A 23,467-nucleotide genomic window follows, 5' to 3' on the forward strand; every position below is an offset into this window, starting at 1 on the left:
ATCGGGGGGAACTGCGAGCACACGGGGGACTCGGCGGGGGCGGGAGCGCGAGTGAGGGGAAACCGGGGTGCTGCGGGTCAGAAGGGGCCGTACACCTCGAGGGTGTTCGCCCAGAGGCGCTCGCACAGCGGCTCGAGCTCCTGCTCAAGGATGCCCGCCATGCCGCGCACCGTGTAGTTGACCACGTAGCTGGCGTTGGGCCGGCCCCGGTACGGGTGCGGGGTGAGGAACGGCGCGTCGGTCTCGGTGAGCACCAGTTCGGGGCGGGCGGTGCGCAGCGCGGCCTTGAGGTCGTGGCTGTTCTTGAAGGTGACGGTCCCGGAGAAGGACATGTACCAGCCGTGCTCGTTGCAGGTGCGCGCGAGCTCCTCGTCCCCGGAGAAGCAGTGGAACACGGTGCGCTCGGGGGCGCCCTCCTCCAGCAGGACGGCGACGACGTCGGCGTGGGCGTCCCGGTCGTGGATCTGCAGCGCCTTGCCGGTCTCCTGGGCGAAGCGGATGTGCTCCCGGAAGGACCGCTTCTGGTGCTCCCGCCCCTCTCCCTCGGTGCGGTAGTAGTCGAGACCGGTCTCACCGAAGGCCCGGACCCGCTCGTGCTCCCCCAGCGCGCGGATCGCGGCGAGCGCCTCGTCGAGGGTCCCGGCGGCCGCGAGCTTCGGCGCCTCGTTGGGATGCAGCGCCACGGCGGCCAGCACCCGGGGGTCGGCCTCGGCGGCGGCCACGGCGAAGCGGGAGGAGGGGACGTCGCAGCCGACCTGGACGAGCCCGCCCACCCCGGCGAGGGCGGCGGCGTCCGCGGCGTCCCGGACCGAGACCTGGACCCGGCCGTCCTGCAGGTCGAGGTGGGTGTGGTTGTCGGCCACCGGGTGCGGCAGCGGCTCCGGGGCGGGCGGGTAGGAGAGGTTGCGGCGGCGCCCGTCGTCGGCCTGGGCGGAGCGGCGCCGGGTGCCCTCCCCCGCGGGGACGTCCTCGGGCACGGCGTAGTGCTCGGGCTCGTAGGCGGCGGGGGCCGCGCCGGGGGCGGGAGCGGGCCGGGCGGCGGGGTCGAGCCACAGGGAGGCGGCGAGGAGGGTGGCGTTGGGATCGGTCACGGGCGGCACCTCAGGAGGTCTCGGGGAGCGGATCGGGAAAGGGGACGGAACAGCGGACAGGACAGCGGGCGGGAAACACGCGGGCACCGACCAATCTACGAGCTGGGCCCGGGCAGACATACTGGGAGCTGCAGACGCGAGCAGGAAGCCGAGGAGCCCATGGAGTCCTTCCCCCAGTACACGCAGGCGATCCTGGACCGGATCAACGCGGTCATCGACGGCAAGCCGGAGGCGGCGCGCACGGCCCTGAGCGTGCTGCTGGCCGGCGGGCACCTGCTGGTCGAGGACGTGCCGGGCGTGGGCAAGACGATGCTGGCGCGCACGCTGGCCACCGCGATCGGCGGGACGGTCTCGCGCGTGCAGTTCACCCCGGACCTGCTGCCCACGGACATCACGGGCGTCTCGGTCTACGACCAGGCCCGGCGCGAGTTCGAGTTCAAGCCCGGCCCGGTGTTCGCCAACGTGGTGATCGGGGACGAGATCAACCGGGCCTCGGCCAAGACGCAGTCCGCGCTGCTCGAGTGCATGGCGGAGGGACAGGTCACGGCGGACGGCACGACCTACCGGCTGTCGACCCCGTTCATGGTGGTGGCCACGCAGAACCCCGTGGAGATGGACGGCACGTTCCCGCTGCCGGAGGCGCAGCGGGACCGGTTCACGGCCCGGATCTCGATGGGCTACCCGGACACCGCGGCGGAGATGACGATGCTCGTCGACCACGGCGGCGGCTCCCCGCTGGAGGGCCTGCAGCCGGTGGTCTCCCTCGAGGACGCGGCCCGCCTGGTGGCGCACGTGCGCGGCATCCACGTCTCGGACGCGGTGCGCGCCTACATCGTGGCACTGGGTCAGGCCACGCGCTCGCACCCGCAGATCCGGCTGGGTGCCAGCCCCCGGGCGCTGCTCCAGCTGCAGGCCGCGGCCCGCGCGGAGGCCGCCCTGAGCGGGCGCGAGTACGTGCTGCCCGACGACGTGCGGGCGGTCGCGGTGCCGGTGCTCGCCCACCGCCTGATCCTGGACCGGCGCGCCGGCACCGACTCCGCGGAGGAGCTGGTGCGGGCGGTGCTGGACGAGGTGCGGGTCCCGGCCGAGCACACCCCCCGGACCCGATGAGGCGCCGGCCGGCGCCGGGGCGCATGGCGGAGGGCGAGCGGGCGGAGCAGCCCGTGGACTCCCGCGCCCGGTTCACGGGGCGCGGCTGGGCCTTCCTGGGGGCGGGCGCCCTGTGCCTGCTGCTGGCCACCTGGCTGGGCCGCAAGGACGTGCTGGCGCTGGCCCTGTTCCTGGGCGGGGCCCCGCTGTTCGCGGCCCTGTCCCTGTACGTGGTGAAGCCCAGGGTGCTGCTCAAGCGCGGCGTGGACCCGGCGCTGGTGACGGCCGGGGACTCCGCGGTGGTCCGGCTGCGCGTGCGGCACCGGACCCGGCGCGGCGGGACGGTCACCGGGGCGGTCGCCGTGCACGAGACGGTCCCGGAGCCGCTGGGCGGGGACCGCGAGCTGGTCGTGGAGGCCGGCGGGGAGCCCGCCGCCTACACCGTGCGCCCCCGCCGCCGGGGCGTGTACGCCCTGGGACCGGCCACCGTGCGGGTGGCCGACCCGTTCGGCCTCGCCGCCGAGCTGCTCGACGCCTCCGAGCGCACGTCCCTGCACGTGGCCCCGGACCCCGTGGAGCTGCCGGAGATCAGCGCCGACCGGCTGCGGGAGTCCGGCACCGACCCGTCCCGGACCGCGCAGCCGCAGCCGGGCCCGGACAACGTCACCACCCGCGAGTACCGGCACGGCGACCCGATGCGCCGGGTGCACTGGGCCGCCTCCGCGAAGCACGGCCGGCTGATGGTCCGCCAGGAGGACCCCCGCAGCACCCGCCGCCTCACCCTGGTCCTGGACCGCGACGAGACCTCCTGGCCCGGGGAGCGCCTGTGGGCCGGCGTGCTCCCCAGCACCGCCGAGTTCGAGTGGGCCGTGTCCTTCACCGCCGCCGTGCTCGAGCACCTCACCCAGCGCGAGACCGCCCTGCACGCCCTCGACACCTTCGGCCGCCCGCTCCCCCGCGGCGGCGAGGACGACGACGACGCTCCCGCCCGCACCCGCGCCACCGCCGTCACCGACGACGGCGCCGAGGACGCCCGGCACGGGCTCGCGCGGGTCCGCCCCGAGCCCGCGCCCCGGGAGACGGGGACCGGCGGGACCGCGGAGGACGCGCTGGCCGAGCGGTTCGACCGCGACGGCCTGGTCCACCCCGTGCTGCTGGTCTCGGGGGACCTCTCCGCGGCGACCGCCGAGCGGGTCCTGGGCGGCACGCAGCGGGCGGCCGCCGGCAGCGCGGTGCTGGTGACCTCCTCCGCCGGCCACGTCCCGGACGGGGCGGGGGTGCTCGAGGCGGCGGGCTGGTCCGTCGTCGTCGTGCCGGCGTCCGCCGCGCCCGAGGACGCGTGGGCGCAGCTGGGCTCCGGGGCCCGCGCGGCCGGGGCCGTCCGGTGAGCGCCGCCGTCCGCGCCCCTGCGCCCGCCCGCCCGCCGGAGACCACCGGGCCGCCGGAGGCTCCCGGCACGGACCGCCGCCCGCTGCGCGCCGTGCTGGGCCTGGCCGGCACGGTCCTCGTGGCGGTCGGGCTGTCCCTCGTGGCGCTGACCGGGGTCCTCGACGGCGCGGGCTGGGTCCCCGGCGCGCTGCTCGCGGCCCTCGCCGTGGTCGTGGCGACCACGACGTCCCGGGCGCTGCGGCTGCCGGGCCTGCTGGCGCCCCTGTTCGGCGCCGGCGCCCTGACGCTCGTGCTCACGCTGCTGTTCCTGCGCGAGCCCGCGCTGCTCGGCCTCGTGCCCACCCCCGGGAGCCTGTCCCTCGGCGCGGAGCTGTGGCGGGAGGCGGCCGGGATCGTCGCGGAGCGGCCGGCCCCGTACCCGGGGGGCGCGGCGCTCGCGTTCGTCGCCGCCCTCGCCACGGGTCTCGTGACCCTGTTCGTGGACACGGTGCTCGTGGCGCTGCGGCTGCCGGGGGTCAGCGCGCTCGGCGTGCTGGCGCTGCTGGTGGTGCCCGCCCTGGTGCTGCCCGAAAGCGTGGGCGCGGCCGGGACGGCGGCCACGGTGCTCGCGGCCCTGGTCCTGCTCGGCGGCGGACGGCGCTTCGGCGCGGTCCGCGAGCCCCGCACCGCCGCGGCGCCGGGCAGCTGGCCGCGGGCCCTCGTGGTGGGCGCCGGTGTGCTCGCGGTGACCCTGCTGGTCCCGGGCCTGGTCCCCGGCTTCGTCAACGGCGCGTTCCCCCAGGGCAGCGGTCTCGCCGGCGAGCGCGCCTCCGGGGTGGGCCCGCTGCGGGCCGTGGGACAGGACCTGCGCTCCGCGCAGCAGCTGCCGCGCCTCGAGTACACGACGAGCACGGACGAGCCCGAGCTGCTCCGGGTCCTCACCCTCGCCGACTTCTCCGGGGCGGAGTGGTTCCCGGACACCACCGGGCTGGACCCCGAGCTCGGCGATCTCGGGCCCACCCCGCTGCACCCGGTGGGCGAGGGCCCCGAGCGCAGCACCTCCGTGGAGCTGCGGGACTGGTCCGAGCGCTGGCTGCCGCTGCCGTGGGCGCCCGTGGACGTGGCGGGGCTCGAGGACGGCGACTGGGCCTGGAGCCCGCTCGACCTCACCGTGCACGGGGAGCAGGTCCCGCCCGAGGGCACCGCCTACGAGGTCCGCTCGATCGTGCCCGAGCCCACGTCAGCGCGGCTGCGCGAGGCCCCCGCCGCGCCGGACTCCCCGGAGCTCGCCCCGTTCCGCGAGCTGCCGGGCGAGACCCCGGCCGCCCTCCGGGACGCGGCCCGGGAGCGGGCCGGGGACGCCCCCACCGCCTTCGACCAGGCCCTGGCCCTGCAGGAGTGGCTGCGCTCGGAGGAGTTCCGCTACGACGTGGACGCCCCGCTCGCGCAGGGCTACGACGCCGGCGGCATGGCCGCCCTCGAGGAGTTCCTGGCCGTGCGCACGGGCTACGCCGGGCACTTCGCCCCGGCAATGGCCGTCATGGCCCGGGAGCTCGGCATCCCCGCCCGCGTGGCGGTCGGCTACCTCCCGGCCACCGGCGCCGCCCCGGACGGGTCGGCGGACGCCGACGAGCCGTTCGGGGACGCGGCGGAGGCGGGCGCCTTCACGGTCCTGCCCCGCGACGCGCACGCGTGGCCGGAGCTGTGGTTCGAGGGCTCCGGGTGGGTGCGCTTCGAGCCGACCCCCGGCACCGGCGACCTCCCCGGCTACGCCGCCGAGGGGCCGCAGGACGGGGACGGGCAGTCGCAGGAGGGCGAAGGCACCGCGGAGCCCACCGGCGCGCCGACCGACGCCCCCACCCCGGCGAGCACGGCGGACAGCCCCGACGAGGACGCCCCCTCCGCCGAGCCGACCGCCGTGCCCACCCCGGAGGCCCCCGCCGCGCCGGAGGCCGACGACGACGCCGGACCGGCCGGGTGGCTGCCCTGGCTGGCCGGGATCCTGACCGCCGCGCTGCTCGGCCTGCTGGCCGCCCTCCCCCGGCTCCTCCGGTCCCGCCGGCGACGGCGCCGGATGCGGGTGCTGGGCGACGCGCAGGCGCCGGCGGCCGGCCGGGCCCTGGCGGGGTGGGCGGAGGTCGAGGACCTGGGGGTCGACCACGGGCTGGGCCGCGCCGCCGCGGAGACGCCCCGGGCCTACGTGGACCGGCTCGGCGCCGTGGTCCCGTCCGCCGCGCCGGCGCTGGGGCGGCTCGGCCGGGACGTGGAGCGGGCCCTCTACGCGCCGGGCACCGCGGCGTGGACCCCGGAGGGCGGCCCCGAGGACGTCGCGGCGCTGCGGTCGGCTCTGGCCGGGCGCGGCGGCCCCGGCGCACGGCGCGCCCGGTGGCTCCCCCGCTCGGTGACGCTCCGCTCGGCGACGCCCCGCCGCTGAGCGGCCCGACCGCCGAGCGGCCCGACCGCCGAGCGGCCCGACCGCCGAGCGGCCCGACCGCCGAGCGGCCCGACCGCCGAGTCCCCCCGGTGCTCGCAGTTCCCCCCGATCCATCCGGGGGAACTGCGAGCACCGGGGGGACTCGGCGGGCCAGAGGGTCAGGGGCGGGGCGTCACCACTTGTAGTCGAGGAACTTCCCGTCGAAGGTGACCACCACGCGGTCGCCGTCCGGGTCAGGCCGGCGGGAGACGTCGACCCGGAAGTTGATGGCGCTCATGATCCCGTCGCCGAACTCCTCGTGGATGAGCTCCTTCAGGGCCGGCCCGTACACGGAGAGCGCCTCGACGAAGCGGTAGACCGTGGGGTCCGTCATCCGCGCCGGGTCGCTGCCGCGGGACGGCTGCTGCTGCAGGCTCTCGGCGACCGTCCCGTCCAGGCCCAGCAGGTCGCAGACCTGCCGGGCCTGCTCCGGGGTCATCGGGTGCTGGCCCAGCAGCGCGGCGGTCGTCCAGACGTGCGGGGCGCGGAGCTCGTCGGCGATCTCGCGCCAGGACAGGCCGCGGCGCACCCGGGCGGCGACCACGAGGTCGGCGGCGTCGGACTTGGTCAGGATCGGGGTCATGCGGGACTCCTCGGGAGTCGGCGAGCTGGTGGGGGCGGGTCGGCGGGTCCGGCGCTCACGCGACCGGGACACGGTCCTCCTGCGCCGCCGGCCGGATGCGGGGCGCCCCGGTGCGGGCGTGGGTGGCGTAGAGGGTGAGGCCCACGAAGGTCAGCCCGCCCACCAGGTTGCCGAGCACGGTGGGGATCTCGTTCCACACGAGGTAGTCCATGACCGAGAAGCCGCCGCCGAGGAGCAGACCGGAGGGGAACAGGAACATGTTGACGATCGAGTGCTCGAACCCCATGTAGAAGAACAGCATGATGGGCATCCACATCGCGATCACCTTGCCGGAGACGCTGGTGGACATCATCGCGGCGACCACCCCGGTGGAGACCATCCAGTTGCACAGGACGGCGCGGACGAACAGCGTCAGCATCCCGGCGGCGCCGAACTCGGCGTAGCCGACGGTCCGGCCCTCGCCGATCTCGCCGATCTGGCGGCCGACCTCGTCCGGGGGCAGGGAGAAGCCGTAGGTGAAGATGATCGCCATCAGCACGGCCACGACGAACGCCCCGGCGAAGTTGCCGGCGAACACCAGGCCCCAGTTGCGCAGCATCGAGCGGACGGTGACGCCGGGGCGCCTGTCGATGAGCGCGAGCGGCACGAGGGTGAACACGCCGGTCAGGAGGTCGAAGCCCAGCAGGTACAGCAGGCAGAACCCGACCGGGAAGAGCACGGCCCCGAGCAGCGGCTCGCCCGTCCGCACGGTGACGGTGACGGCGAAGGCCGCGGCGAGCGCGAGGATCGCACCGGCCATGAACGCACGGATCAGGGTGTCGCGGGTGGACATGGCGACCTTCGCCGCTCCGGCGTCGATCATCTTCGTGACGAAGTCGGCGGGCATCACATAGGACATGGCATGGCTCCGTTGCTGGACGGACAGGAGGATGCCGGGTCCCGCGCGGCACGTGCCCCGCTCCCGGCACGTCCCAGTCTGGACGGGCCGTGTTTCCGCACCGTGTCCCCGTCCGCTCCCGGGGGTCAACTCGGCCTCACCGGGGCGCGGCGCGCCTGTGAGGCGACGCCCGGGCCGGACCGCCCCTAGGGCTTGCGGGCGGCCAGCACCGTCTCGTAGAGCTCCCGCTTGCCCACGCCCGTGCGCTCGGCCACGCGGCCGGCGGCGTCCTTGAGCCGGGTCCCGGCGGCCACGAGCGCCTCGACCTCGGCCACGAGGTCCTCGGGACGCGCGGCCTCGGGGGCGGGGGCACCGGCGACGACGACGGCGATCTCCCCGCGCACCTGCCCCTGCCCGCACCAGTCCACGAGCTCGGTGAGCGAGCCCCGCACGACCTCCTCGTGCAGCTTGGTGAGCTCCCGGGCGACGACCGCCCGGCGGTCCGGGCCGAACGCGTCCCGCAGCGCGGCGAGCATGACCTCGAGCCGGTGCGGGGCCTCGTAGAAGACCATGGTGCGCCGCTCGCCGTCGAGCTCCGCCAGCCGGGCGGCACGCTCCGAGGACTTCCGCGGGAGGAAGCCCTCGAACGTGAACCGGTCCGTGGGCAGGCCGGACACGGCCAGTGCCATGAGCACCGCCGAGGGGCCGGGGATCGCCGTCACGGTCAGGCCCTCGGCGGCCGCGGCCTCCGCGAGCCGGTAGCCGGGGTCGGAGACGGTGGGCATCCCGGCGTCGGAGAGGACCAGCACGGTGCTTCCCGACCGGACGGCGTCGAGCAGCTCGGCGACCCGTCCGGCCTCGTTGTGCTCGTGGTGGGTGAGCACCCGGCCGCGCGTGGTGACCCCGAGGCCGGCGGTGAGCCGGCGCAGCCGCCGGGTGTCCTCCACGGCGAGCACGTCCGCGGTCTCGAGGGCCGCCCGCAGCCGGGGCGGCGCGTCCCCGAGGTTGCCGATCGGGGTGCCCGCCAGGACCACCTGCCCGGGCCCCGCCGCGGCGCCGGTGGGGGCGTCGGCAGGAGTGTCGTCGTGGGGTTCCGTGTGCACGGGTCCACTCTACGGCGCGCCCCGCGGGCTCTCCCCGCGGCTCAGCGGGCGCCCGGACGCGTCCCCTACGATGACACCGTGAGTTCCTCGGTGCGCGCCCCAGTCCTGGCGCCGGAGCCTCGGCCGGCGGCACCGGTGGGCACCCTGCGCCGGTCCCTGGCCCCCGCCGCCCTGCGGGAGCGGCTGCTGCCGGCCCCCGCCGCGGTGGCCCGGCTCGCGTGGCTGGGGCCGCTGCTGGTGGTCCTGCTCGGCGGGCTGCTGCGCTTCCACCGGCTCTCCCACCCGGACGCGATCGTCTTCGACGAGACCTACTACGTGAAGGACTCCTACTCGCTGCTGCTGCACGGCTACGAGCGGCAGTGGCCGGAGGGCGCGGACGAGCTGTTCGTGGCGGGCACCCCGCCGGAGGCCCTGGCCACCCCCTCCTACGTGGTGCACCCGCCGGCCGGGAAGTGGCTCATCGCGTTCGGCATGTGGCTCTTCGGCGCCGAGGACCCGCTGGGCTGGCGCTTCTCCGCGGCCCTGGTCGGGACGCTGTCCATCGCCCTGGTGTGCGCCGCCGGGTGGCTGCTCTTCCGCTCGGTCACGGTGGCCACGCTCGCGGGGCTGTTCACCGCGGTGGACGGGCTGCACCTGGTGCAGTCCCGGCTCGCGATGCTGGACGTGTTCCTGATGTTCTTCGTGCTGCTCGCGTTCGTCCTGCTCCTGCTGGACCGCGAGCACGGGCGCCGCCGCCTGGTCGCCCGGCTGGGGGTGGTCCCGGGCCGCGACGTCCCGGAGGCGGAGCTGCGGCGCCGCCTGGAGTGGGGGCCGTGGCTGGGCGTGCGCTGGTGGCGGATCGCGGCGGGCGCGGCCTGCGGGCTCGCGGTGGGCGTGAAGTGGAGCGCCCTGTTCCTGGTGGCCGGGCTGGGCGTGCTCACGGTGCTGTGGGACCTCAACGCCCGCCGGGTGGCCGGGGTGCGGCGCTGGCTGCCCGCCGGGGTGCTCAAGGACGGCGGGCCCGCGTTCTTCGCGGTCGTCGGGACGGGCCTGGTGGTCTACGTGTCCACCTGGGCGGGCTGGTTCGCCTCGACGGACGCCTACGACCGCACCTGGGCGCAGCAGCACCCGGGCGAGGGCCCCCAGTGGCTGCCCGCGCCCCTGCGCTCGCTGTGGGCCTACCACTCCTCCGCCTACGGCTTCCACAGCGGCCTGGGCACCGAGCACGCCTACGAGGCGCTGCCGTGGCTGTGGCTGACCCTGGGCCGGCCCACCTCCTACTTCTACGAGGACCCGGAGCGGGGCCGGTCCGGGTGCGCGGTGGAGCACTGCTCGCAGGCGATCCTCAACATCGGCAACCCGCTCCTGTGGTGGACGGCGATCGCCGCCGTGCTCGTGGCCGCGTGGCTGTGGGCCGTGCGGCGGGACTGGCGCTTCGGGGCGCTGACCGGTGTGTTCGCCGCCGGGTACCTGCCCTGGTTCCTGTACCCCGAGCGCACCATGTACTACTTCTACGCGCTGCCCGTGCAGCCGGCCCTGATGCTCATGCTCGCCGGCATGCTCGGCCTGGTCCTGGGCCGTCCCGGGGACACCGTGCGGCGCCGGCGCGCGGGTCTCGCGGTGGTGGGGGTGTTCACGGCCGCGGTGCTCCTGCTCAGCGCGCACTTCGCCCCCGTCTGGTACGCGGAGACCGTCGAGTACGCCCAGTGGCGGGAGCGGATGTGGTTCACCGCCTGGATCTGACCCGCCGGCTCAGCGGCCGGCCAGCCGCCGCTTGAGCTCCTGCCGCCGGCGCACCCGCTCGAGGGCCCGGTGCCGGCGGAAGGCCGTGGGCCAGGTGGCGGCCATGACCGCGAGCGCCCCCAGGAGGGCGAGGCCGGCCACGGCGATCGCGGCGTCCATCCAGAACTGGGTGGGGTACAGCCGGATGAGGGTGTCCGAGGCCCGGAAGGTCCAGGACCCGTCCGCGAAGAACAGGGAGTGGAACAGCGCGAAGAACTGCTGCCAGCCGAGCACCGCGGCGACGGCCAGCGCCACCAGCAGCGCCACGGTCAGCCACGAGCCGAAGAACAGGGCGCCGGAGGCGGCCCCCGGGGCCTTCGCCCGCAGGTACAGGCACGAGACGAGGCCGAGCAGCGCGAGGACCGCGACCGCCGCGAGCGCGGACTGCAGCACGATCTTCACGTCGGTCATGTGCGCGACCTCGGAGCCCAGGAACAGCTGGGCGCCGTCCGCGTCCCGCAGCCCGCCGAGGAACCCGGCCGGGGCCCAGTTCATGACGTAGTCCAGCCCGTAGGAGCCGAAGACCATCCGCTCCTCGGTGGAGAAGCCGTAGGAGTCCGCCGGGAAGCCCGGGCGGTGGTACTCCGCCCACAGGAACAGCGGCGTGGCCACCACGCGCACGGCCGCGGCGAGCAGCGCGAGCGGGAGCACGAGCGCCAGGAGGACCTGCTGCAGCCGCGGCAGCCGCGGCTCGTCCGCCAGCGCGTCCCGGCGCAGCGCGGACCGGCGGCGCGCCTCCGCGTCCGGGTCCTCGTCCCCCGCGGCCTCGTCGGCCCCGACGGCGCGGGCGCCGCCCCCCGTGCGGCCCGTCCCGGCGGCCCGGCTCCCGCCGCGCCCACCGGGGCGGTCGTCGTCGTGCGCGTCCTCGGGCGCGCTCTCCGCGGGGACGACGGCGGGGAGCAGGCCCGTCCACACGGGCTCCTCGCGCTGCCGGTCGTCCGCGGGCGGGTCTGCCTGCTGCCAGGGGGCCTTGTCGTTGCTGGGGGTGGCCACGGGCGGGTCCTTCGGTCGGAGGGGGTCGGTGGTCCGGGGCGGGCGGGTCCGCTCCGGCCGGTCCCGATCCTACCCACCGCCGGCCCCCTCCCTCACCTGCGGGGGCTCACCGGCGGGGGCTCACCAGTCGCCCTTCCACTCCTCGTCCGCGTAGTGCTCGAGCGGGATGTTCCAGTCGCCGTACCCGTCGTCGGGATCGGCCTGCGGGTAGCCGGTGCCCACGACCTCCACGACGTCCCCGGGACGGAACACGTCGTGGATGAACTTCGCGCCCTCGGGCGGCATGCCCACGCACCCGTGGGAGACGTTGGCGATCCCCAGGACGGGCAGCGCGGAGGGCAGCGCCTGGTGCACGAACTCGCCGCTGGCGGTCAGCCGGGACACGTTGGAGGCCCAGAACGTGTCGTACCAGTGCGGGTCCCCGGGCTCCAGGTCCAGCGAGGCGGCCTTGAACAGGTACGTCGGGGCCTGCTCCATGATGACCTTCTGCCCGGTGGTCGAGGGCCAGTCCGGATTGCCCAGGGTCACGGGGAACGTCCCCGCGACCTCGCCGTCCACCCAGGCGGTCAGCGTCTTGGTCTCGTTGTCCACCCGGGCGTAGTGCTCGGCGCCGGTCGAGAAGCTCCGGCGCAGGTCGTGGTTGCCCACCATGCCGTGGCCCACGTCGAGTCCGAGGAGGTCCAGGGAGACCGTGATCTCCGAGCGCGGCGCCCACTTCTCGGCGGGGCGGTAGCGCAGCGTCGTGTCCGAGTACCACCGGAAGGCGCCCGCCCGGTCCCCGCCGCCGTCCACGGTGACGGCCTCCTCGACCTGGTCCTTGTGCACGACGGGCTCGGAGAAGGTGAACTCCAGGACCTGACCGGTGCCGTAGACCCCGCCCTCGGCCACGTTGAGGCGCGCGTCGACCTCGTTCGCCGCGAGGACGGTCGTGAACGTGCTGGTGCCCGTGGTCGGCCCCGTCCCGGAGGCGGCGCTCCAGTGCAGGACGTAGGGGGTGTCGAAGGCCAGGACCGCGGTGCTGGCCCAGGTACGGCCGTCGGCGGAGAGCTCCCCGGGCACCGGATCCCCGCCGGCGGCGGGCACCAGTACGACGTCGGTCAGCTCGCCCCCGTCGGCGCGCACCACGACAGGTTCCACGGGGTTGTGCTCGACCGCCGCGTCCGCGGGGGCGACGGTGACCTCGGCCGGTGCAGCCGTGGCCGGCCCGCTCAGGGACGGCGTGGCCTGGGCGGTGGCGGCCGGGGCGGTGGCGGCCGGCTCTGCCGCGGGGGCCCCGGAGGCCTGGGCGCAGCCGGTGGCGAGCAGGACCGTCACGGCCCCCAGCGCGACCAGGCGCCGGGGGGACGGCAGCGCTCGCGGGGCGGGGGGCGCGGGAACCGGGCAGGAGGACAGGGGCATGGGAAGCGGCACCTCGGGCGTCTGGGGGGTGGGGGGAACGCTGGGGAACTGCTCCCACGATAGGTCCGCCGGCCGCGCAGGACCTCACCCGCCGCCCATCGGTCACGAATGTTAACGCCTTCGTGACCCCCTGCGACGTGTCCGGTGCCTCATCACCCGGGCGTCAGGCAGGCGATGCCGTGGGAGATCGGATAGACCGGGTGCACGCCGTCGCGGAACGGGCGGTCGCTCATCAGCCGGTCGGCGTCCACGGGGATCAGCGTCCCGCCCGTGAGGGGGCACCGCAGGAGCTCGAGCAGACCGGGCGCCAGGGCGACCGCCACGGGGGGCACCGGCTCGGGCTCGGGCACCGGCAGCGCCCAGGGGGCGGGGCGGCGGTCAGCCGGTGCCTCGTGGTGCCGCGCCGGCCTGCTCTCGTGGCGGGTCTCGGTGCGGAGACCGGTGTGGAACTCGGTGTGGAGTTCGTGGGCCGGCTGCGTCGTTGCAGGGACAGTCATGGGGGGACTCCTGGTGCTCCGGGGGGAAGAGCCTTCCGCACCGGACAGGTGCGGTCTGCGGCTCATCCTAGGGGCGGAGCACGGGCACGGTGCGGAACCGGCCGGGGACGCGCGGTTCAGGCCTCGGGCCGGGCGGAGCCACCGGGCACGGCGGGCCGGCGCAGGTGCGCCCGGTGCAGGGCCGCGGGCACCGGGACGTCGTTCCACGGCACCTCGGGGACCGGCTCCGGGGCCGGCACGCGGGGGCGCTGCGGGGCCGCCGTCGGGCCGCCCGGTGCGGCACGCTCCGGGGCACCCGCCCGGCCGCCGGTCCGGGGGCTCGTGCGGGGGCTCTCAGGACGCGGCGCGTGCGGTGCCGGGGATGCCGGGGATGCCGGGGAGGAGGGTCGCGGCAGGGAGACGTCGCGCAGCACTGTCCGCGGGCGGTCGCGGACGGGCGCCGGGGGCTCGCTCTCCCGGACCGCCTCCGCCACGGCGCCGATGTCCTCGCGCCGGGCCCGCGCCTCCGGCGGCTCCAGCCGGACCACGCGCCAGCCCCGGGGCACCGTGAGCCGGTCGGCGTGCACGGCGCACAGGTCGTAGGCGTGGGGCTCCGCGTGTCCGGCGAGCGGGCCGACCACGGCGGTCGAGTCCGAGTACACGTAGGTCAGGGTCGTGACGGCGTCCCGCCTGCAGGTCTGGCGGGAGCAGAGGCGGGTGGGACTGCCGGAGGAGCTCATGGCCCGAAACTACCTCAGCGGGCGAGACGGCGCAGGCGGCGGCGCTCGCGCTCGGAGAGCCCGCCCCAGATGCCGAACTTCTCGTCCTTGCTCATCGCGTAGTCGAGGCACTCCGCCTGCACGGGGCAGGCCTCGCACACGCGCTTGGCGTCACGCGTGGACCCGCCCTTCTCGGGGAAGAAGGCCTCCGGGTCGGTCTGGGCGCACAGCGCGTCGGTCTGCCACGCGAGCTCGCCCTCGTCCTCGTCCACGGCGTACAGCCCGGCCACGGCGCTCCAGTCGGAACCCTCGTCGGCGGCCGGCGCCTCGAGCAGGTCGAGAGCGGGGGCCGCTCCGGCGCCGGAGAGGTTCTGGACGGCCTCGTGGGCCCGGAGGTAGGCCGTGGCCTGGTCCTCCATGCCCCCGGCCGCCCGGCGGACGTGCCGCTCGGCGGCCCGGGGGTCGACGGGATCGACGAACCAGTCCTCGGGCACCGAGCGCATGCTCCGCCGACGGGCCTCGAGGGGGCTGGATTCCACGACCTGCTGTCGTGCGGCCTCTCCCATGACTTTCCTTCCATCCGACACGATTGCTCGGGTGCGGCGCAGTACGGGGGTCGCCGACCCTGTGCATCCCGGAGAACGTATCCTTGCTGATCGTCTGCCGGACTTCCCAATTACACGTGTGTAACTAGTACGGAGTCAACCCGTCCCGGGTGACCGCCCATGCCACGATATCCGGGAAGAATGTCTTTGGGAGTAGACGTTTTTCCACGTCACGGCCCGATTTTCGACAGGGACGCCGCAGAGGGCGAAAAATGCGGCCCTACGCATATGCCGAACCGCCGCCGCGGGCACGGCAGCCACGAGGAGGAACCATGGACACCCCGACCCCCCGATCTGTCCCCCGCTTGGTGGACAAGCTGCGCAGCAGCAGCCGCCCGGCCCTGGTCTGGTACGGCCGGGACGGCGAGCGCGTGGAGCTCTCGGGGCGGGTCCTCGACAACTGGGTGGCCAAGACCGCGAACCTGTGGGTGGACGAGCTCGACCTCGAGGCGGGCGACGTCGTGGCCGTCGGCGACGAGGTGCACTGGCGCAGTCTCGCGGCCGTCCTCGGCTCGTGGACCATGGGCGCCGCGATCCGGGTGGTCGATCCCCGCGAGGACGCGGCGGAGCCCGGGGACCGGGCCGTGGTGGGCCTCGTCGACCTGCAGGGGGCGACGCCCCCGCTGCTGGACCGGGTGCCCGCCGGGGCGCGGGCCGTGGTGCTGGACCGGCCGGCGCTCTCGCTCGGCCACCGCGGCGAGCTGCCGGACGGGGACGTCCTCGACTACTGCGCCGAGGTCCGCTCCCACGCGGACGTCTACGACGGCTTCGAGGAGCCGGCGCCGGACGGTGCCGCGCTCCGGGCCGCGGGCACCGACGACGGCTTCCTGCCGCACGACCGGCTGATGCCGGCCGCGGGCGAGCTCGCGGCCGGGCGGGAGGACTCCTGGGGGACGGCGTCGGCCGTGCACGTGCCGGGCCGGCGGATGGACGCCGAGTTCCTGCTGCGCGTGCTGGCCGTGCTGGCCGGGGGCCGGGCCGCGGTCGTCACGGACCGTCCGGCGGACGCGGCCGACGACGGATGGCGGTCCGTGCTGGCGGCCGAGAACGCCGTCGCGTTCTGAGCGGAACGGCTCAGCGCCCCTCCGCCGGCTCCGTGCTCCCGTGGCTCTCGTGGGTGTCCGAGCCGGGGGCCGCCGCACTCCCCGCGCGGTGCCGGGCGCCCTCCCGGTGGGGGTGCTGGTGCGCGCGGTGGGGGTGCTCGGCGCCCTCCGCGGGCTGGTGGCCCGTGATCAGGGCGATCTCGAGGGCCGCGGTGTCCGCGAAGTTGGGGTCCTCGTCGAGCTCCTCGGTGAACACCCAGAAGCGGTAGGCGAAGTACCGGAAGACGGTGCCGAGGATGGTCCCGATGATCGTGCCGGACACGAAGGACGCGTAGGCGCTGGTGAGACCCAGCACGTAGTAGCTGAAGCCGAGGCAGCCGAGCTCGATGGCCATGCCGATGCCGTTGGCCACGAGGAACTGGACCAGCTCGCGGCGCTTGTCCGACTGGCGCTTGTGCCGGAAGGTCCACAGCCGGTTGGCGACCCACGCGAAGACGATGGCCACGGCCGTCGCCACGAACTTCGCCTTGAGGTGGCCGTCCTCGAACACCGTGTGCATCAGGATCCAGGTGAGCGACGCGTTGATCACGAACGCGAGGGCGCCCACGACGCCGAACTTCATGAGTTCCTTGACGAAGAGGTGCCACAGGGCATCGAAACGGTCGACGAGACGGTTCACGCGGCTTCAGGTCTCCCAGGTGGTGAGGCGGTGGGCGCCGGCCGGCGCGGCGGTCGACGCGCACGGGAGAGCACCCGCGGCGGACCTCGGCACATCCTACCCCGCTCCTCCTGCACGGCACCGGAGAGTTGCAGCACAGTCCCCTGGCCGTCGCCGGGCCCGCGCCGGGCAGGTGCCGGGGGCGAGGCGGGAGCACGACGCCGGAGACCGGGCGGCGGGCGGCCCCGGAGGCAGGGCATCCCGGCCCGCCGAGCGGGTCCGGCGGACCGGGATACCCTGGTCGGGTGAATTCTTCTGTGACCGCCCCTGTCGTCGGCGTCGTCGGAGGCGGGCAGCTCGCCCGCATGATGGCGCCCTCCGCCACCGCCCTGGGGATCGAGCTGCGCGTGCTCGCCGAGGGCCCCGACGTCTCGGCGGTCGCCGCCGTGCCCACCGCACCCGTGGGCGACTACACCGACCTCGACGTGCTGCGCCGGTTCGCCGCGGGCGTCGACGTGCTGACGTTCGACCACGAGCACGTGCCCACCGAGCACCTGCAGACCCTGCTCGCCGAGGGCGTGGACGTCCGCCCGGGGCCGGACGCGCTGGTCCACGCCCAGGACAAGCTGTGGATGCGCGCGGCCGTGGAGCGCCTCGGGCTGCCGAACCCGCGGTGGGCGGCGGTCGCCGACGTCGAGGAGCTGGTCGCCTTCGGGGAGCGCACGGGCTGGCCGGTGGTGCTCAAGACGCCGCGCGGCGGCTACGACGGCAAGGGCGTCATGGTCCTCGGCACCGCCGAGGACGCCCGCGGCGCCGAGCCGGCGCAGTGGTTCGCCCGCACGGACGGGCCCCTGCTGGCCGAGGAGAAGGTCGCCTTCTCCCGCGAGCTCTCCGCGCTCGTGGCCCGGACCCCCTCCGGCGAGGTCCGGGCGTGGCCGGTGGTGGAGTCGATCCAGGTGGACGGCGTCTGCGACGAGGTGCTCGCGCCCGCCCCGCAGCTGCGGCCCCAGGTCGCGGCCGCGGCCGCGGACGCCGCCCGGACGCTGGCCACCGAGCTGGGCGTGACCGGCGTGATGGCCGTGGAGCTTTTCGAGACCCCCGGCCGCGGCACCGGGTTCCTGGTGAACGAGCTGGCCATGCGCCCGCACAACTCCGGGCACTGGACCATGGACGGGTCCGTGACGAGCCAGTTCGAGCAGCACCTGCGCGCCGTGCTGGACCTCCCGCTCGGGGACACCGGGCTGATCGGCGGGTCCGCGGTGATGAAGAACTACCTGGGCGGGGCGAACCAGGACCTCTTCGGCGCCTACCGGGCGGCCATGGGCGCGGAGCCCCGCGCCAAGATCCACAACTACGGCAAGGCGGTGCGGCCCGGGCGCAAGATCGGCCACGTCAACCTCACCGGCGCCGCGGACGAGATCCCGGAGCTGCGCCGGCGGGCCACCCGCGTGGCGGCCGTGCTGCGCGACGGGCAGGCCTGACCCGCGTGGCTCCCACGGCCCGTCCAGCCGGGACGGATAGCGTAGCCCCAGACCGGACCGCGATGGCGGCCCCCACCCGCCGAGCAGCCCAGGAGCACCAGTGAACGAGAAGCAGCAGCCCGTCGTCGGCGTCGTGATGGGCTCGGACTCCGACTGGCCCGTGATGGAGGCCGCCGCCACCGCCCTCGAGGAGTTCGGGATCGCGTACGAGGCCGACGTCGTCTCTGCGCACCGGATGCCCACCGAGATGATCGAGTACGGTCGGCGGGCGCACGAGCGCGGGCTGCGGGTGATCATCGCCGGGGCCGGCGGCGCCGCCCACCTGCCGGGGATGCTCGCCTCGGTGACGCCCCTGCCCGTGATCGGCGTCCCCGTCCCCCTCAAGACCCTCGACGGCATGGACTCACTGCTGTCGATCGTGCAGATGCCCGCCGGCGTCCCGGTGGCCACCGTGTCCATCGGCGGGGCGCGCAACGCCGGGCTGCTGGCCGCCCGGATCCTCGCCGCCGGCGCGGACCCGCAGGCCGAGGCCCTGCGCGGGCAGCTCCTGCGCTTCGCCGACGAGCTCCGGGCGACCGCCCACGCCAAGGGCGCTGCCCTGCGCACCCGCCTCGACGGCTGACCCGGGCGCCCGCGCTCGCGCCGCTCCCGTCCTTCCCCCCTGCCCGCCCTTCCCCGCCGGAGCTGCCCGTGAACGGCCACACCCCCCGCGCTGAGCACGATCCCCGCCCGCCCCACGACCCGTCCGCCGAGGGTTCCCGGTCCCGGGACCTCCGGCCCGACGCCGTGACGGCCGTGCGGGGCGTCGACGACGACGCGGCGAGCCCGCCCCGGCTCACGGATCCGCTGCGCCACCCGCAGCACGCCGGGGACGGCACCCGGGCCCGGCGCGCGTGGACGCTGCTGCTGTCCACGCTCGTGGTCCCCGGCAGCGCGCAGCTCGTCGCGGGCCGGCGGGCCGTCGGCCGGGCGGCCCTCAAGGTCGACGTGGTGGTCTGGGCCGCGGCGGCGCTGGCGCTCCTGTCCCTGGTGCTGTGGCGCACTCCCCTGGTCTGGTTCCTGACGAACTCGTTCACGTCCCTGCTGCTGATCGCCGGGCTCGTGGCCCTGGCGGTGGGCTGGGCGCTGCTCTTCTTCGACACGCTCCGGCTCATCCGGCCCGGCCTGCTCGTGCAGCGGACCCGCCGCGCGGTGGCCGCGGCCACCGTGGCGCTCATGCTCGTGACCTCCGGCGGACTGGCCTGGTCCGCCTACCTGCTGTCCGTGACGCGCGGCGCGGTCTCGGACGTCTTCGGGGGCGGGCTGCCCTTCCGGCCCGCGGACGGGCGGTACAACATCCTGCTCATGGGCACCGACTCCGGGGAGGACCGCTCGGGCCGCCGCCCCGACTCCATGACGGTGCTCAGCGTGGACGCCGACTCCGGGCGGACCGTGACCGTCTCCCTGCCGCGCAACCTGCAGAACGCGCCCTTCCCTTCGGACTCGCCGCTGGCGGACGTCTATCCCGAGGGCTTCAACTGCGGCGACGAGTGCATCCTCAACGCCCTCTACACCGACGTCACGAACAACCATGCCGAGCTCTACCCCGACGCCGCGGACCCCGGCGCCGAGGCCATGAAGGACGCCGCCTCGGGCGTCCTCGGCATCGAGGTCCAGGCCTACGCGATCGTCGAGATGAACGGTTTCGAGCAGCTCGTCGACGCCCTGGGCGGGATCACCATCGACGTCGGCGGGCGCGTCCCGATCGGCGGCGGCACCGACCTGGTGACGGGCCTGCCGAACGAGATCTTCGGGTACATCGAGCCTGGCGTCCAGCGCCTGGACGGCTACCACGCCCTCTGGTACGCCCGGTCCCGCGAGGGGGCCACGGACTACGACCGCCAGGCGCGCCAGCGCTGCGTGCAGGCTGCGATGCTCAAGCAGCTCAACCCCGTCAACGTGCTGACCCGGTTCGAGGACCTCGCCAACTCGGGCACACAGGTCGTCGAGACCGACATCCCGCAGAGCCAGATCGGCTCGTTCGTGGACGTGGCGCTCAAGGCCAAGGAGCACGAGCTCGTGCAGTACGCCGCCGGCCCGCCGTACTACGACCCGTCCTTCCCCACCTACCCGGACTTCGACCTGCTGCACGAGGACCTCGACCGGGTGCTCGAGGAGGCCACGGACCGCGGCGCGCGGGACGCGGAGGCGCTGCCGGCCGGCACCCCGGTGGGCTCCGGGATCGCGATGGCCGCCCCCCTCGCGGCGGCGAAGCCCCTCGTGGGGACGCAGGAGCTCACGCCCAACGGCACCTGCTCGGTGCCCTGACCGGCCCGGACCGCGGGGCGCCGGCGGCGCCCTGACGCCCCGGTACAGTGGGGGCGTGGCGAACATACTGCAGTCGAATGCATGGGCCGGATTCCAGCGGAACCTGGGGCACAAGGTGTTCCAGGCCTCCGGGGACGGATGGCGCTACCTCGCGATCCTCGAGGGCGGCCGGACGGGCCGCTACCTCTACTGCCCGTACGGTCCCGAGGCGCGGACCCCGCAGGCCTTCGAGGCCGCGCTCGACGACCTCGCCCGCACCGCCCGGTCCGAGCGCTGCTGGTTCGTGCGGGTGGAGCCCGTCGACGCCGCGGTGACGGACGGGCTCGAGACGCCCGAGGCCTCGCTGCGTCGGCGCGGGCTGCGCCCCGCTCCCCGGCAGGTGCAGCCGGGGCACACCCAGGTCATCGACCTCACCCAGGACGAGGACGCGATCCTCAAGGACATGAAGTCCACCAACCGCAACCTGCACCGCAACATCGCCAAGAAGGGCGTGACCTTCACGACCTCGGCCGACCCCGAGGACGTCGACGTGCTGCTGGGCTTCCTCGAGGCCACGGCCGAGCGGAAGGACTTCGCCCGGCAGCAGGACGCCTATCTGCGCGAGGCCGCCCGCAGCCTCATGCCCGTGGGCGCGGCGGCCCTCTACGTGGCCCGGCTGGACGGGGAGCCCATCGGCGCCTCCCTCGTCTACGACTCCGACGACACCCGCACCTATGCCCACGCCGCGATGGACTTCGAGCACCGCAGGCTCTCGGCGGGGATCCCCCTGGTCGTGCGGATGGTCCTGGACGCCAAGCAGAAGGGCCTGAGCCGTTTCGACCTCTTCGGCACCGCGCCCGAGGACGCCGGCCCGGACCACCCGTGGCACGGCTTCACGAAGTTCAAGAAGTCCTTCGGCGGCCGCCCGGAATCCTATCCCGGGACCTGGGACCTGCCGCTGAGCCGCGGGAAGTACGCCGCGTACACCGGTGTGCGCGCCGCCCGGGAGGCCGCCGTCTCGGCCCGCAAGAGCCTTCCGGGCCTGACCGGCCGGCTCCGGGAGTCCGTCGCCGGGATGCGCCGCCGGGAGTCCTGAGCGCCCGGCCTCAGCGCCCCGCCGCGTCCCGGAGGGCGGAGATGCTCTCGCCGACCACGCGGCGGGTGAGGTCACGGGCCCGCCGGGCACGCCCCCGGGCGGGACGGGACGCGCCGTCGTCGTCCTCGGGCACGTCGTCCGGCTCCCCGAGGTCGGGGGACCACGCCGGGGCCGGCTCGCCCAGGCCCAGCTCCGCGGCGACCGCGGTCCCCGAGGCCTCGGCGGCGGCCTCGGCGACGTCCTCCGAGAACTCCCCCGCCGGGCCACGGCCCAGGGCCTTCTCCCAGGGGCCCAGCACCGGGCGCTCCGTCGCCGCCAGCTCGCGGACCACGAGCGGCACCTCCGTCTCGTCCGGGTCGCCGCCGTCGAGGCGCTGCACGCGCCGCTTCTGCAGCTCGACGATCCCGGTCAGCAGCAGGGCGTCGTCCACGCCCAGGTCCCGGCCCCGGCGGGTGAAGCCGAGCCGGTAGATCATCGCCAGACCGCGCGTGTGCACGAACCACAGGTAGCCCAGGGCGGCCTCGCGGCCGTCCTCGGCGGCCTCGGTGGCCACGAGCAGCAGCGAGTCCTCGCCCAGGTCCTCCAGCAGCTGGGTGATGAGCCGGGTCCGCAGCCCGATGTTCGCGAGGACCCGGCTGCCCGCCGTGACCTCCCGCACCGTCACGCCCGGGGTGCGCAGTGCCGTGCGGCAGCGGTCCAGGGTGGCCTCCGAGAGCCGCCGCGAGAGGTCCCGCTCGGTCTCCCCCAGCACCACCTCCAGCCGCCGGGGCTCCTCCGGCCCGGCGTCCGCGGCGGGCCTGGTGAACCCGGCGGCCTCCAGCGCCTCCGGGGTGCCGGGCGCGCGCAGGGTGTCGGCCTGGAAGCGCAGCAGGACGGCCGAGTGCTCCTCCCGGGCCCAGTCGGCGAGGGCGGCGGCGACCACGGGCAGGTCCTCGGGCCGGTGGACGTGGCAGTGCACGGTCCCGGCGACCACGCGCTCGGCCTCGGAGCGCAGGTAGAGCTGCGCGTAGCCCACGGTGCGCTCCTCGGCGTCGTGGACCATGACGCGGTCGACCCGGAGACCGGGGCCCTCGGCGGAGACCTGGGCCTCGCCGATGCCCCACAGCTGCTGCGGGTGCCCGCCGGTCACCCGGACGGTGGCGTCCCAGGTCTTGCGGTTGGGACAGGGGCTGACCGTGGTGCTCACGTGGGGATCCTCCTCGTCACCCGGGCGCTCCGCCCCGGCTGGGGGACCGCGGTCGGCGCCCGCAGTTCGGCCTCCAGTCTAGGGCCGGGAGGGGCTGGGAGACGGGCCGGACACGGTGCGACGGGGACGGGAGGACCCCCGCACCGGAGGTCGGTGCGGGGGTCCTGTCACGGCCGTGCCGGCCGGGCCCGGCGACGGCCCGGTGTCAGGCTCAGTGGCGCGCGTACTTCTCCCACTTGGAGGCCAGGTGCTCGGCCTCGACCATCCGCACGGTCCCGGAGCGGGAGCGCATCACGATGGACTGGGTGGTGATGCGGCGGCCGCGGTAGCGCACGCCGCGCAGCAGGTCCCCGTCGGTGATGCCCGTGGCGGAGAAGAAGCAGTTGTCCGAGGTGACGAGGTCGTCGGTGGTCAGCACCGCGTCGAGGTCCAGTCCGGCGTCGAGGGCCTTCTGGCGCTCGTCGTCGTCGACCGGGGCGAGCCGGCCCTGGATGATGCCGCCGGTGGCCTTGACGGCGCACGCGGTGACGATGCCCTCCGGGGTGCCGCCGATGCCCATCATGACGTCCACGCCGGTGCCCTCGCGGCAGGCCGCGATCGCGCCGGCCACGTCCCCGTCGAGGATCATCCGGGTGCGGGCGCCGGTGGCGCGGATCTCGTCGACGAGCTGCTGGTGGCGGGGGCGGTCCAGCACGCACACGGTGAGCTGGTTGATGTTGACGCCCTTGGCCCTGGCCACGAGGTGCAGGTTCTGCTTGACGGGCAGGCGCAGGTCCACGAAGTCCGCGGCCTCCGGGCCCACCACGAGCTTGTCCATGTAGAAGACGGCGGAGGGGTCGAACATCGACCCGCCGTCGGCCACCGCGATGACGGCCAGGGCGTTGTTCATGCCCAGCGCGGTGAGGCGGGTGCCGTCGATCGGGTCCACGGCGACGTCGGAGGCCGGCCCGGAGCCGTCACCCACCTGCTCCCCGTTGAAGAGCATCGGGGCCTCGTCCTTCTCGCCCTCGCCGATGACCACGGTGCCGTTGAAGTGCACGGTGGAGAGCAGGGACCGCATGGCGTCGACCGCCGCCCCGTCCGCGGCGTTCTTGTCGCCGGCGCCGACCCACTGGCCGCCGGCGATCGCCGCCGCCTCGGTGGTCCGCACCAGCTCCATCGCCAGGTTGCGGTCGGCCACG

At 75.4% G+C, this 23,467-nt stretch carries 21 protein-coding genes; 9 read left to right on the forward strand and 12 right to left on the reverse strand.

What is annotated here, in order from left to right; genetic code table 11:
- Nucleotides 1-77 precede the first annotated feature (77 nt).
- The gene (locus RF644_RS10375) at nt 78-1,091 is read right to left on the reverse strand and encodes a TatD family hydrolase (RefSeq protein WP_368796463.1); all 1,014 of its coding nucleotides are present in this window, start codon (nt 1,089-1,091) and stop codon (nt 78-80) included.
- A gap of 159 nt (nt 1,092-1,250) precedes the next feature.
- Here RF644_RS10375 and RF644_RS10380 point away from each other — a divergent pair, with 159 nt between their 5' ends.
- From RF644_RS10380 to RF644_RS10390, 3 genes are read left to right on the forward strand one after another with little or no spacing between them, the layout of a single operon-like run.
- Entirely contained in the window at nt 1,251-2,201 is a 951-nt protein-coding gene (locus RF644_RS10380; RefSeq protein ID WP_133411494.1) for a MoxR family ATPase, read from the forward strand.
- Nucleotides 2,198-3,568 carry a DUF58 domain-containing protein gene (locus tag RF644_RS10385; RefSeq protein WP_368796464.1) on the forward strand — a complete coding sequence of 457 codons (1,371 nt, stop codon included), beginning with the start codon at nt 2,198-2,200 and terminating at the stop codon, nt 3,566-3,568. The genes RF644_RS10380 and RF644_RS10385 overlap by 4 nt, the downstream gene beginning before the upstream one ends.
- Nucleotides 3,565-5,982: a transglutaminaseTgpA domain-containing protein gene (locus RF644_RS10390; protein ID WP_368796465.1), complete on the forward strand. Its 2,418-nt coding sequence runs from the start codon at nt 3,565-3,567 to the stop codon at nt 5,980-5,982. Before RF644_RS10385 ends, RF644_RS10390 begins: the two co-directional genes overlap by 4 nt.
- Nucleotides 5,983-6,154: 172 nt before the next feature.
- On the opposite strand, the gene cynS is transcribed toward RF644_RS10390, so the two are convergent.
- From cynS to rsmI, 3 genes are all read right to left on the reverse strand, one after another.
- Nucleotides 6,155-6,604 (reverse strand): cyanase, encoded by a 450-nt coding sequence (cynS, locus tag RF644_RS10395; RefSeq protein WP_272027282.1) that lies wholly within the window; start codon nt 6,602-6,604, stop codon nt 6,155-6,157.
- A 55-nt stretch (nt 6,605-6,659) separates the two neighbouring features.
- The gene (locus RF644_RS10400) at nt 6,660-7,502 is read right to left on the reverse strand and encodes a formate/nitrite transporter family protein (RefSeq protein WP_017832389.1); all 843 of its coding nucleotides are present in this window, start codon (nt 7,500-7,502) and stop codon (nt 6,660-6,662) included.
- A gap of 185 nt (nt 7,503-7,687) precedes the next feature.
- A complete protein-coding gene (rsmI, locus tag RF644_RS10405; RefSeq protein WP_368796466.1) occupies nt 7,688-8,584 on the reverse strand; it encodes a 16S rRNA (cytidine(1402)-2'-O)-methyltransferase in 897 nt (298 codons plus the stop codon).
- 78 nt (nt 8,585-8,662) lie between these two features.
- On the opposite strand from rsmI, the gene RF644_RS10410 reads away from it, so the two are divergent.
- Nucleotides 8,663-10,306: a dolichyl-phosphate-mannose--protein mannosyltransferase gene (locus tag RF644_RS10410; protein ID WP_368796467.1), complete on the forward strand. Its 1,644-nt coding sequence runs from the start codon at nt 8,663-8,665 to the stop codon at nt 10,304-10,306.
- Between the two features lie 9 nt (nt 10,307-10,315).
- Here RF644_RS10410 and RF644_RS10415 read toward each other — a convergent pair whose 3' ends face one another.
- The 5 genes from RF644_RS10415 to RF644_RS10435 all read right to left on the reverse strand — a co-directional run bounded on the left by RF644_RS10415 (nt 10,316) and on the right by RF644_RS10435 (nt 14,497).
- Nucleotides 10,316-11,338: a TIGR01906 family membrane protein gene (locus tag RF644_RS10415; RefSeq protein ID WP_368796468.1), complete on the reverse strand. Its 1,023-nt coding sequence runs from the start codon at nt 11,336-11,338 to the stop codon at nt 10,316-10,318.
- A 120-nt stretch (nt 11,339-11,458) separates the two neighbouring features.
- A complete protein-coding gene (locus RF644_RS10420) occupies nt 11,459-12,736 on the reverse strand; it encodes an Ig-like domain-containing protein (RefSeq protein WP_368796469.1) in 1,278 nt (425 codons plus the stop codon).
- A 152-nt stretch (nt 12,737-12,888) separates the two neighbouring features.
- Nucleotides 12,889-13,233, reverse strand: coding sequence for a hypothetical protein (locus RF644_RS10425; protein WP_368796470.1), 345 nt, complete (start codon nt 13,231-13,233; stop codon nt 12,889-12,891).
- Nucleotides 13,234-13,349: 116 nt separating this feature from the next.
- Nucleotides 13,350-13,952, reverse strand: coding sequence for a DUF3499 family protein (locus tag RF644_RS10430; RefSeq protein ID WP_368796471.1), 603 nt, complete (start codon nt 13,950-13,952; stop codon nt 13,350-13,352).
- Nucleotides 13,953-13,966: 14 nt separating this feature from the next.
- A complete protein-coding gene (locus RF644_RS10435) occupies nt 13,967-14,497 on the reverse strand; it encodes a WhiB family transcriptional regulator (protein WP_368796472.1) in 531 nt (176 codons plus the stop codon).
- A 311-nt stretch (nt 14,498-14,808) separates the two neighbouring features.
- On the opposite strand from RF644_RS10435, the gene RF644_RS10440 reads away from it, so the two are divergent.
- Nucleotides 14,809-15,600 (forward strand): TIGR03089 family protein, encoded by a 792-nt coding sequence (locus RF644_RS10440; RefSeq protein ID WP_368796473.1) that lies wholly within the window; start codon nt 14,809-14,811, stop codon nt 15,598-15,600.
- A gap of 10 nt (nt 15,601-15,610) precedes the next feature.
- On the opposite strand, the gene RF644_RS10445 is transcribed toward RF644_RS10440, so the two are convergent.
- Nucleotides 15,611-16,258 carry a GtrA family protein gene (locus RF644_RS10445; protein ID WP_052132946.1) on the reverse strand — a complete coding sequence of 216 codons (648 nt, stop codon included), beginning with the start codon at nt 16,256-16,258 and terminating at the stop codon, nt 15,611-15,613.
- A gap of 296 nt (nt 16,259-16,554) precedes the next feature.
- Between RF644_RS10445 and RF644_RS10450 the strand changes: the two genes are divergently transcribed.
- The 4 genes from RF644_RS10450 to RF644_RS10465 all read left to right on the forward strand — a co-directional run bounded on the left by RF644_RS10450 (nt 16,555) and on the right by RF644_RS10465 (nt 21,100).
- Nucleotides 16,555-17,718, forward strand: a complete 1,164-nt coding sequence (locus RF644_RS10450; protein ID WP_368796474.1) for a 5-(carboxyamino)imidazole ribonucleotide synthase — start codon at nt 16,555-16,557, stop codon at nt 17,716-17,718.
- A gap of 136 nt (nt 17,719-17,854) precedes the next feature.
- Nucleotides 17,855-18,340: a 5-(carboxyamino)imidazole ribonucleotide mutase gene (purE, locus tag RF644_RS10455; RefSeq protein WP_052132949.1), complete on the forward strand. Its 486-nt coding sequence runs from the start codon at nt 17,855-17,857 to the stop codon at nt 18,338-18,340.
- Between the two features lie 68 nt (nt 18,341-18,408).
- Nucleotides 18,409-20,025, forward strand: a complete 1,617-nt coding sequence (locus tag RF644_RS10460; RefSeq protein ID WP_368796475.1) for an LCP family protein — start codon at nt 18,409-18,411, stop codon at nt 20,023-20,025.
- A gap of 55 nt (nt 20,026-20,080) precedes the next feature.
- A complete protein-coding gene (locus RF644_RS10465) occupies nt 20,081-21,100 on the forward strand; it encodes a peptidoglycan bridge formation glycyltransferase FemA/FemB family protein (RefSeq protein ID WP_035927139.1) in 1,020 nt (339 codons plus the stop codon).
- Nucleotides 21,101-21,110: 10 nt separating this feature from the next.
- Here the strand turns inward: RF644_RS10465 and RF644_RS10470 are convergent, their stop codons facing one another.
- Entirely contained in the window at nt 21,111-22,286 is a 1,176-nt protein-coding gene (locus RF644_RS10470; RefSeq protein WP_368796476.1) for a hypothetical protein, read from the reverse strand.
- A 211-nt stretch (nt 22,287-22,497) separates the two neighbouring features.
- Nucleotides 22,498-23,445 (reverse strand): class II fructose-bisphosphatase, encoded by a 948-nt coding sequence (gene glpX, locus RF644_RS10475; RefSeq protein ID WP_109222828.1) that lies wholly within the window; start codon nt 23,443-23,445, stop codon nt 22,498-22,500.
- Between the last annotated feature and the right edge of the window lie 22 nt (nt 23,446-23,467).

It is taken from the genome of Kocuria sp. CPCC 205258 (genome assembly GCF_040981005.1).
Classification (GTDB): domain Bacteria; phylum Actinomycetota; class Actinomycetes; order Actinomycetales; family Micrococcaceae; genus Kocuria; species Kocuria rosea.

Excerpts from the sequence above, each read along its gene's own strand:
- RF644_RS10380 (WP_133411494.1), top strand. The coding sequence starts at position 1,251 with ATGGAGTCCTTCCCCCAGTACACGCAGGCGATCCTGGACCGGATCAAC.
- RF644_RS10385 (WP_368796464.1), top strand. The coding sequence starts at position 2,198 with ATGAGGCGCCGGCCGGCGCCGGGGCGCATGGCGGAGGGCGAGCGGGCG.
- cynS (WP_272027282.1), bottom strand. The coding sequence starts at position 6,604 with ATGACCCCGATCCTGACCAAGTCCGACGCCGCCGACCTCGTGGTCGCC.
- RF644_RS10400 (WP_017832389.1), bottom strand. The coding sequence starts at position 7,502 with ATGTCCTATGTGATGCCCGCCGACTTCGTCACGAAGATGATCGACGCC.
- RF644_RS10420 (WP_368796469.1), bottom strand. The coding sequence starts at position 12,736 with ATGCCCCTGTCCTCCTGCCCGGTTCCCGCGCCCCCCGCCCCGCGAGCG.
- RF644_RS10425 (WP_368796470.1), bottom strand. The coding sequence starts at position 13,233 with ATGACTGTCCCTGCAACGACGCAGCCGGCCCACGAACTCCACACCGAG.
- RF644_RS10430 (WP_368796471.1), bottom strand. The coding sequence starts at position 13,952 with ATGAGCTCCTCCGGCAGTCCCACCCGCCTCTGCTCCCGCCAGACCTGC.
- RF644_RS10435 (WP_368796472.1), bottom strand. The coding sequence starts at position 14,497 with ATGGGAGAGGCCGCACGACAGCAGGTCGTGGAATCCAGCCCCCTCGAG.
- RF644_RS10440 (WP_368796473.1), top strand. The coding sequence starts at position 14,809 with ATGGACACCCCGACCCCCCGATCTGTCCCCCGCTTGGTGGACAAGCTG.
- purE (WP_052132949.1), top strand. The coding sequence starts at position 17,855 with ATGGGCTCGGACTCCGACTGGCCCGTGATGGAGGCCGCCGCCACCGCC.
- glpX (WP_109222828.1), bottom strand. The coding sequence starts at position 23,445 with ATGGAGCTGGTGCGGACCACCGAGGCGGCGGCGATCGCCGGCGGCCAG.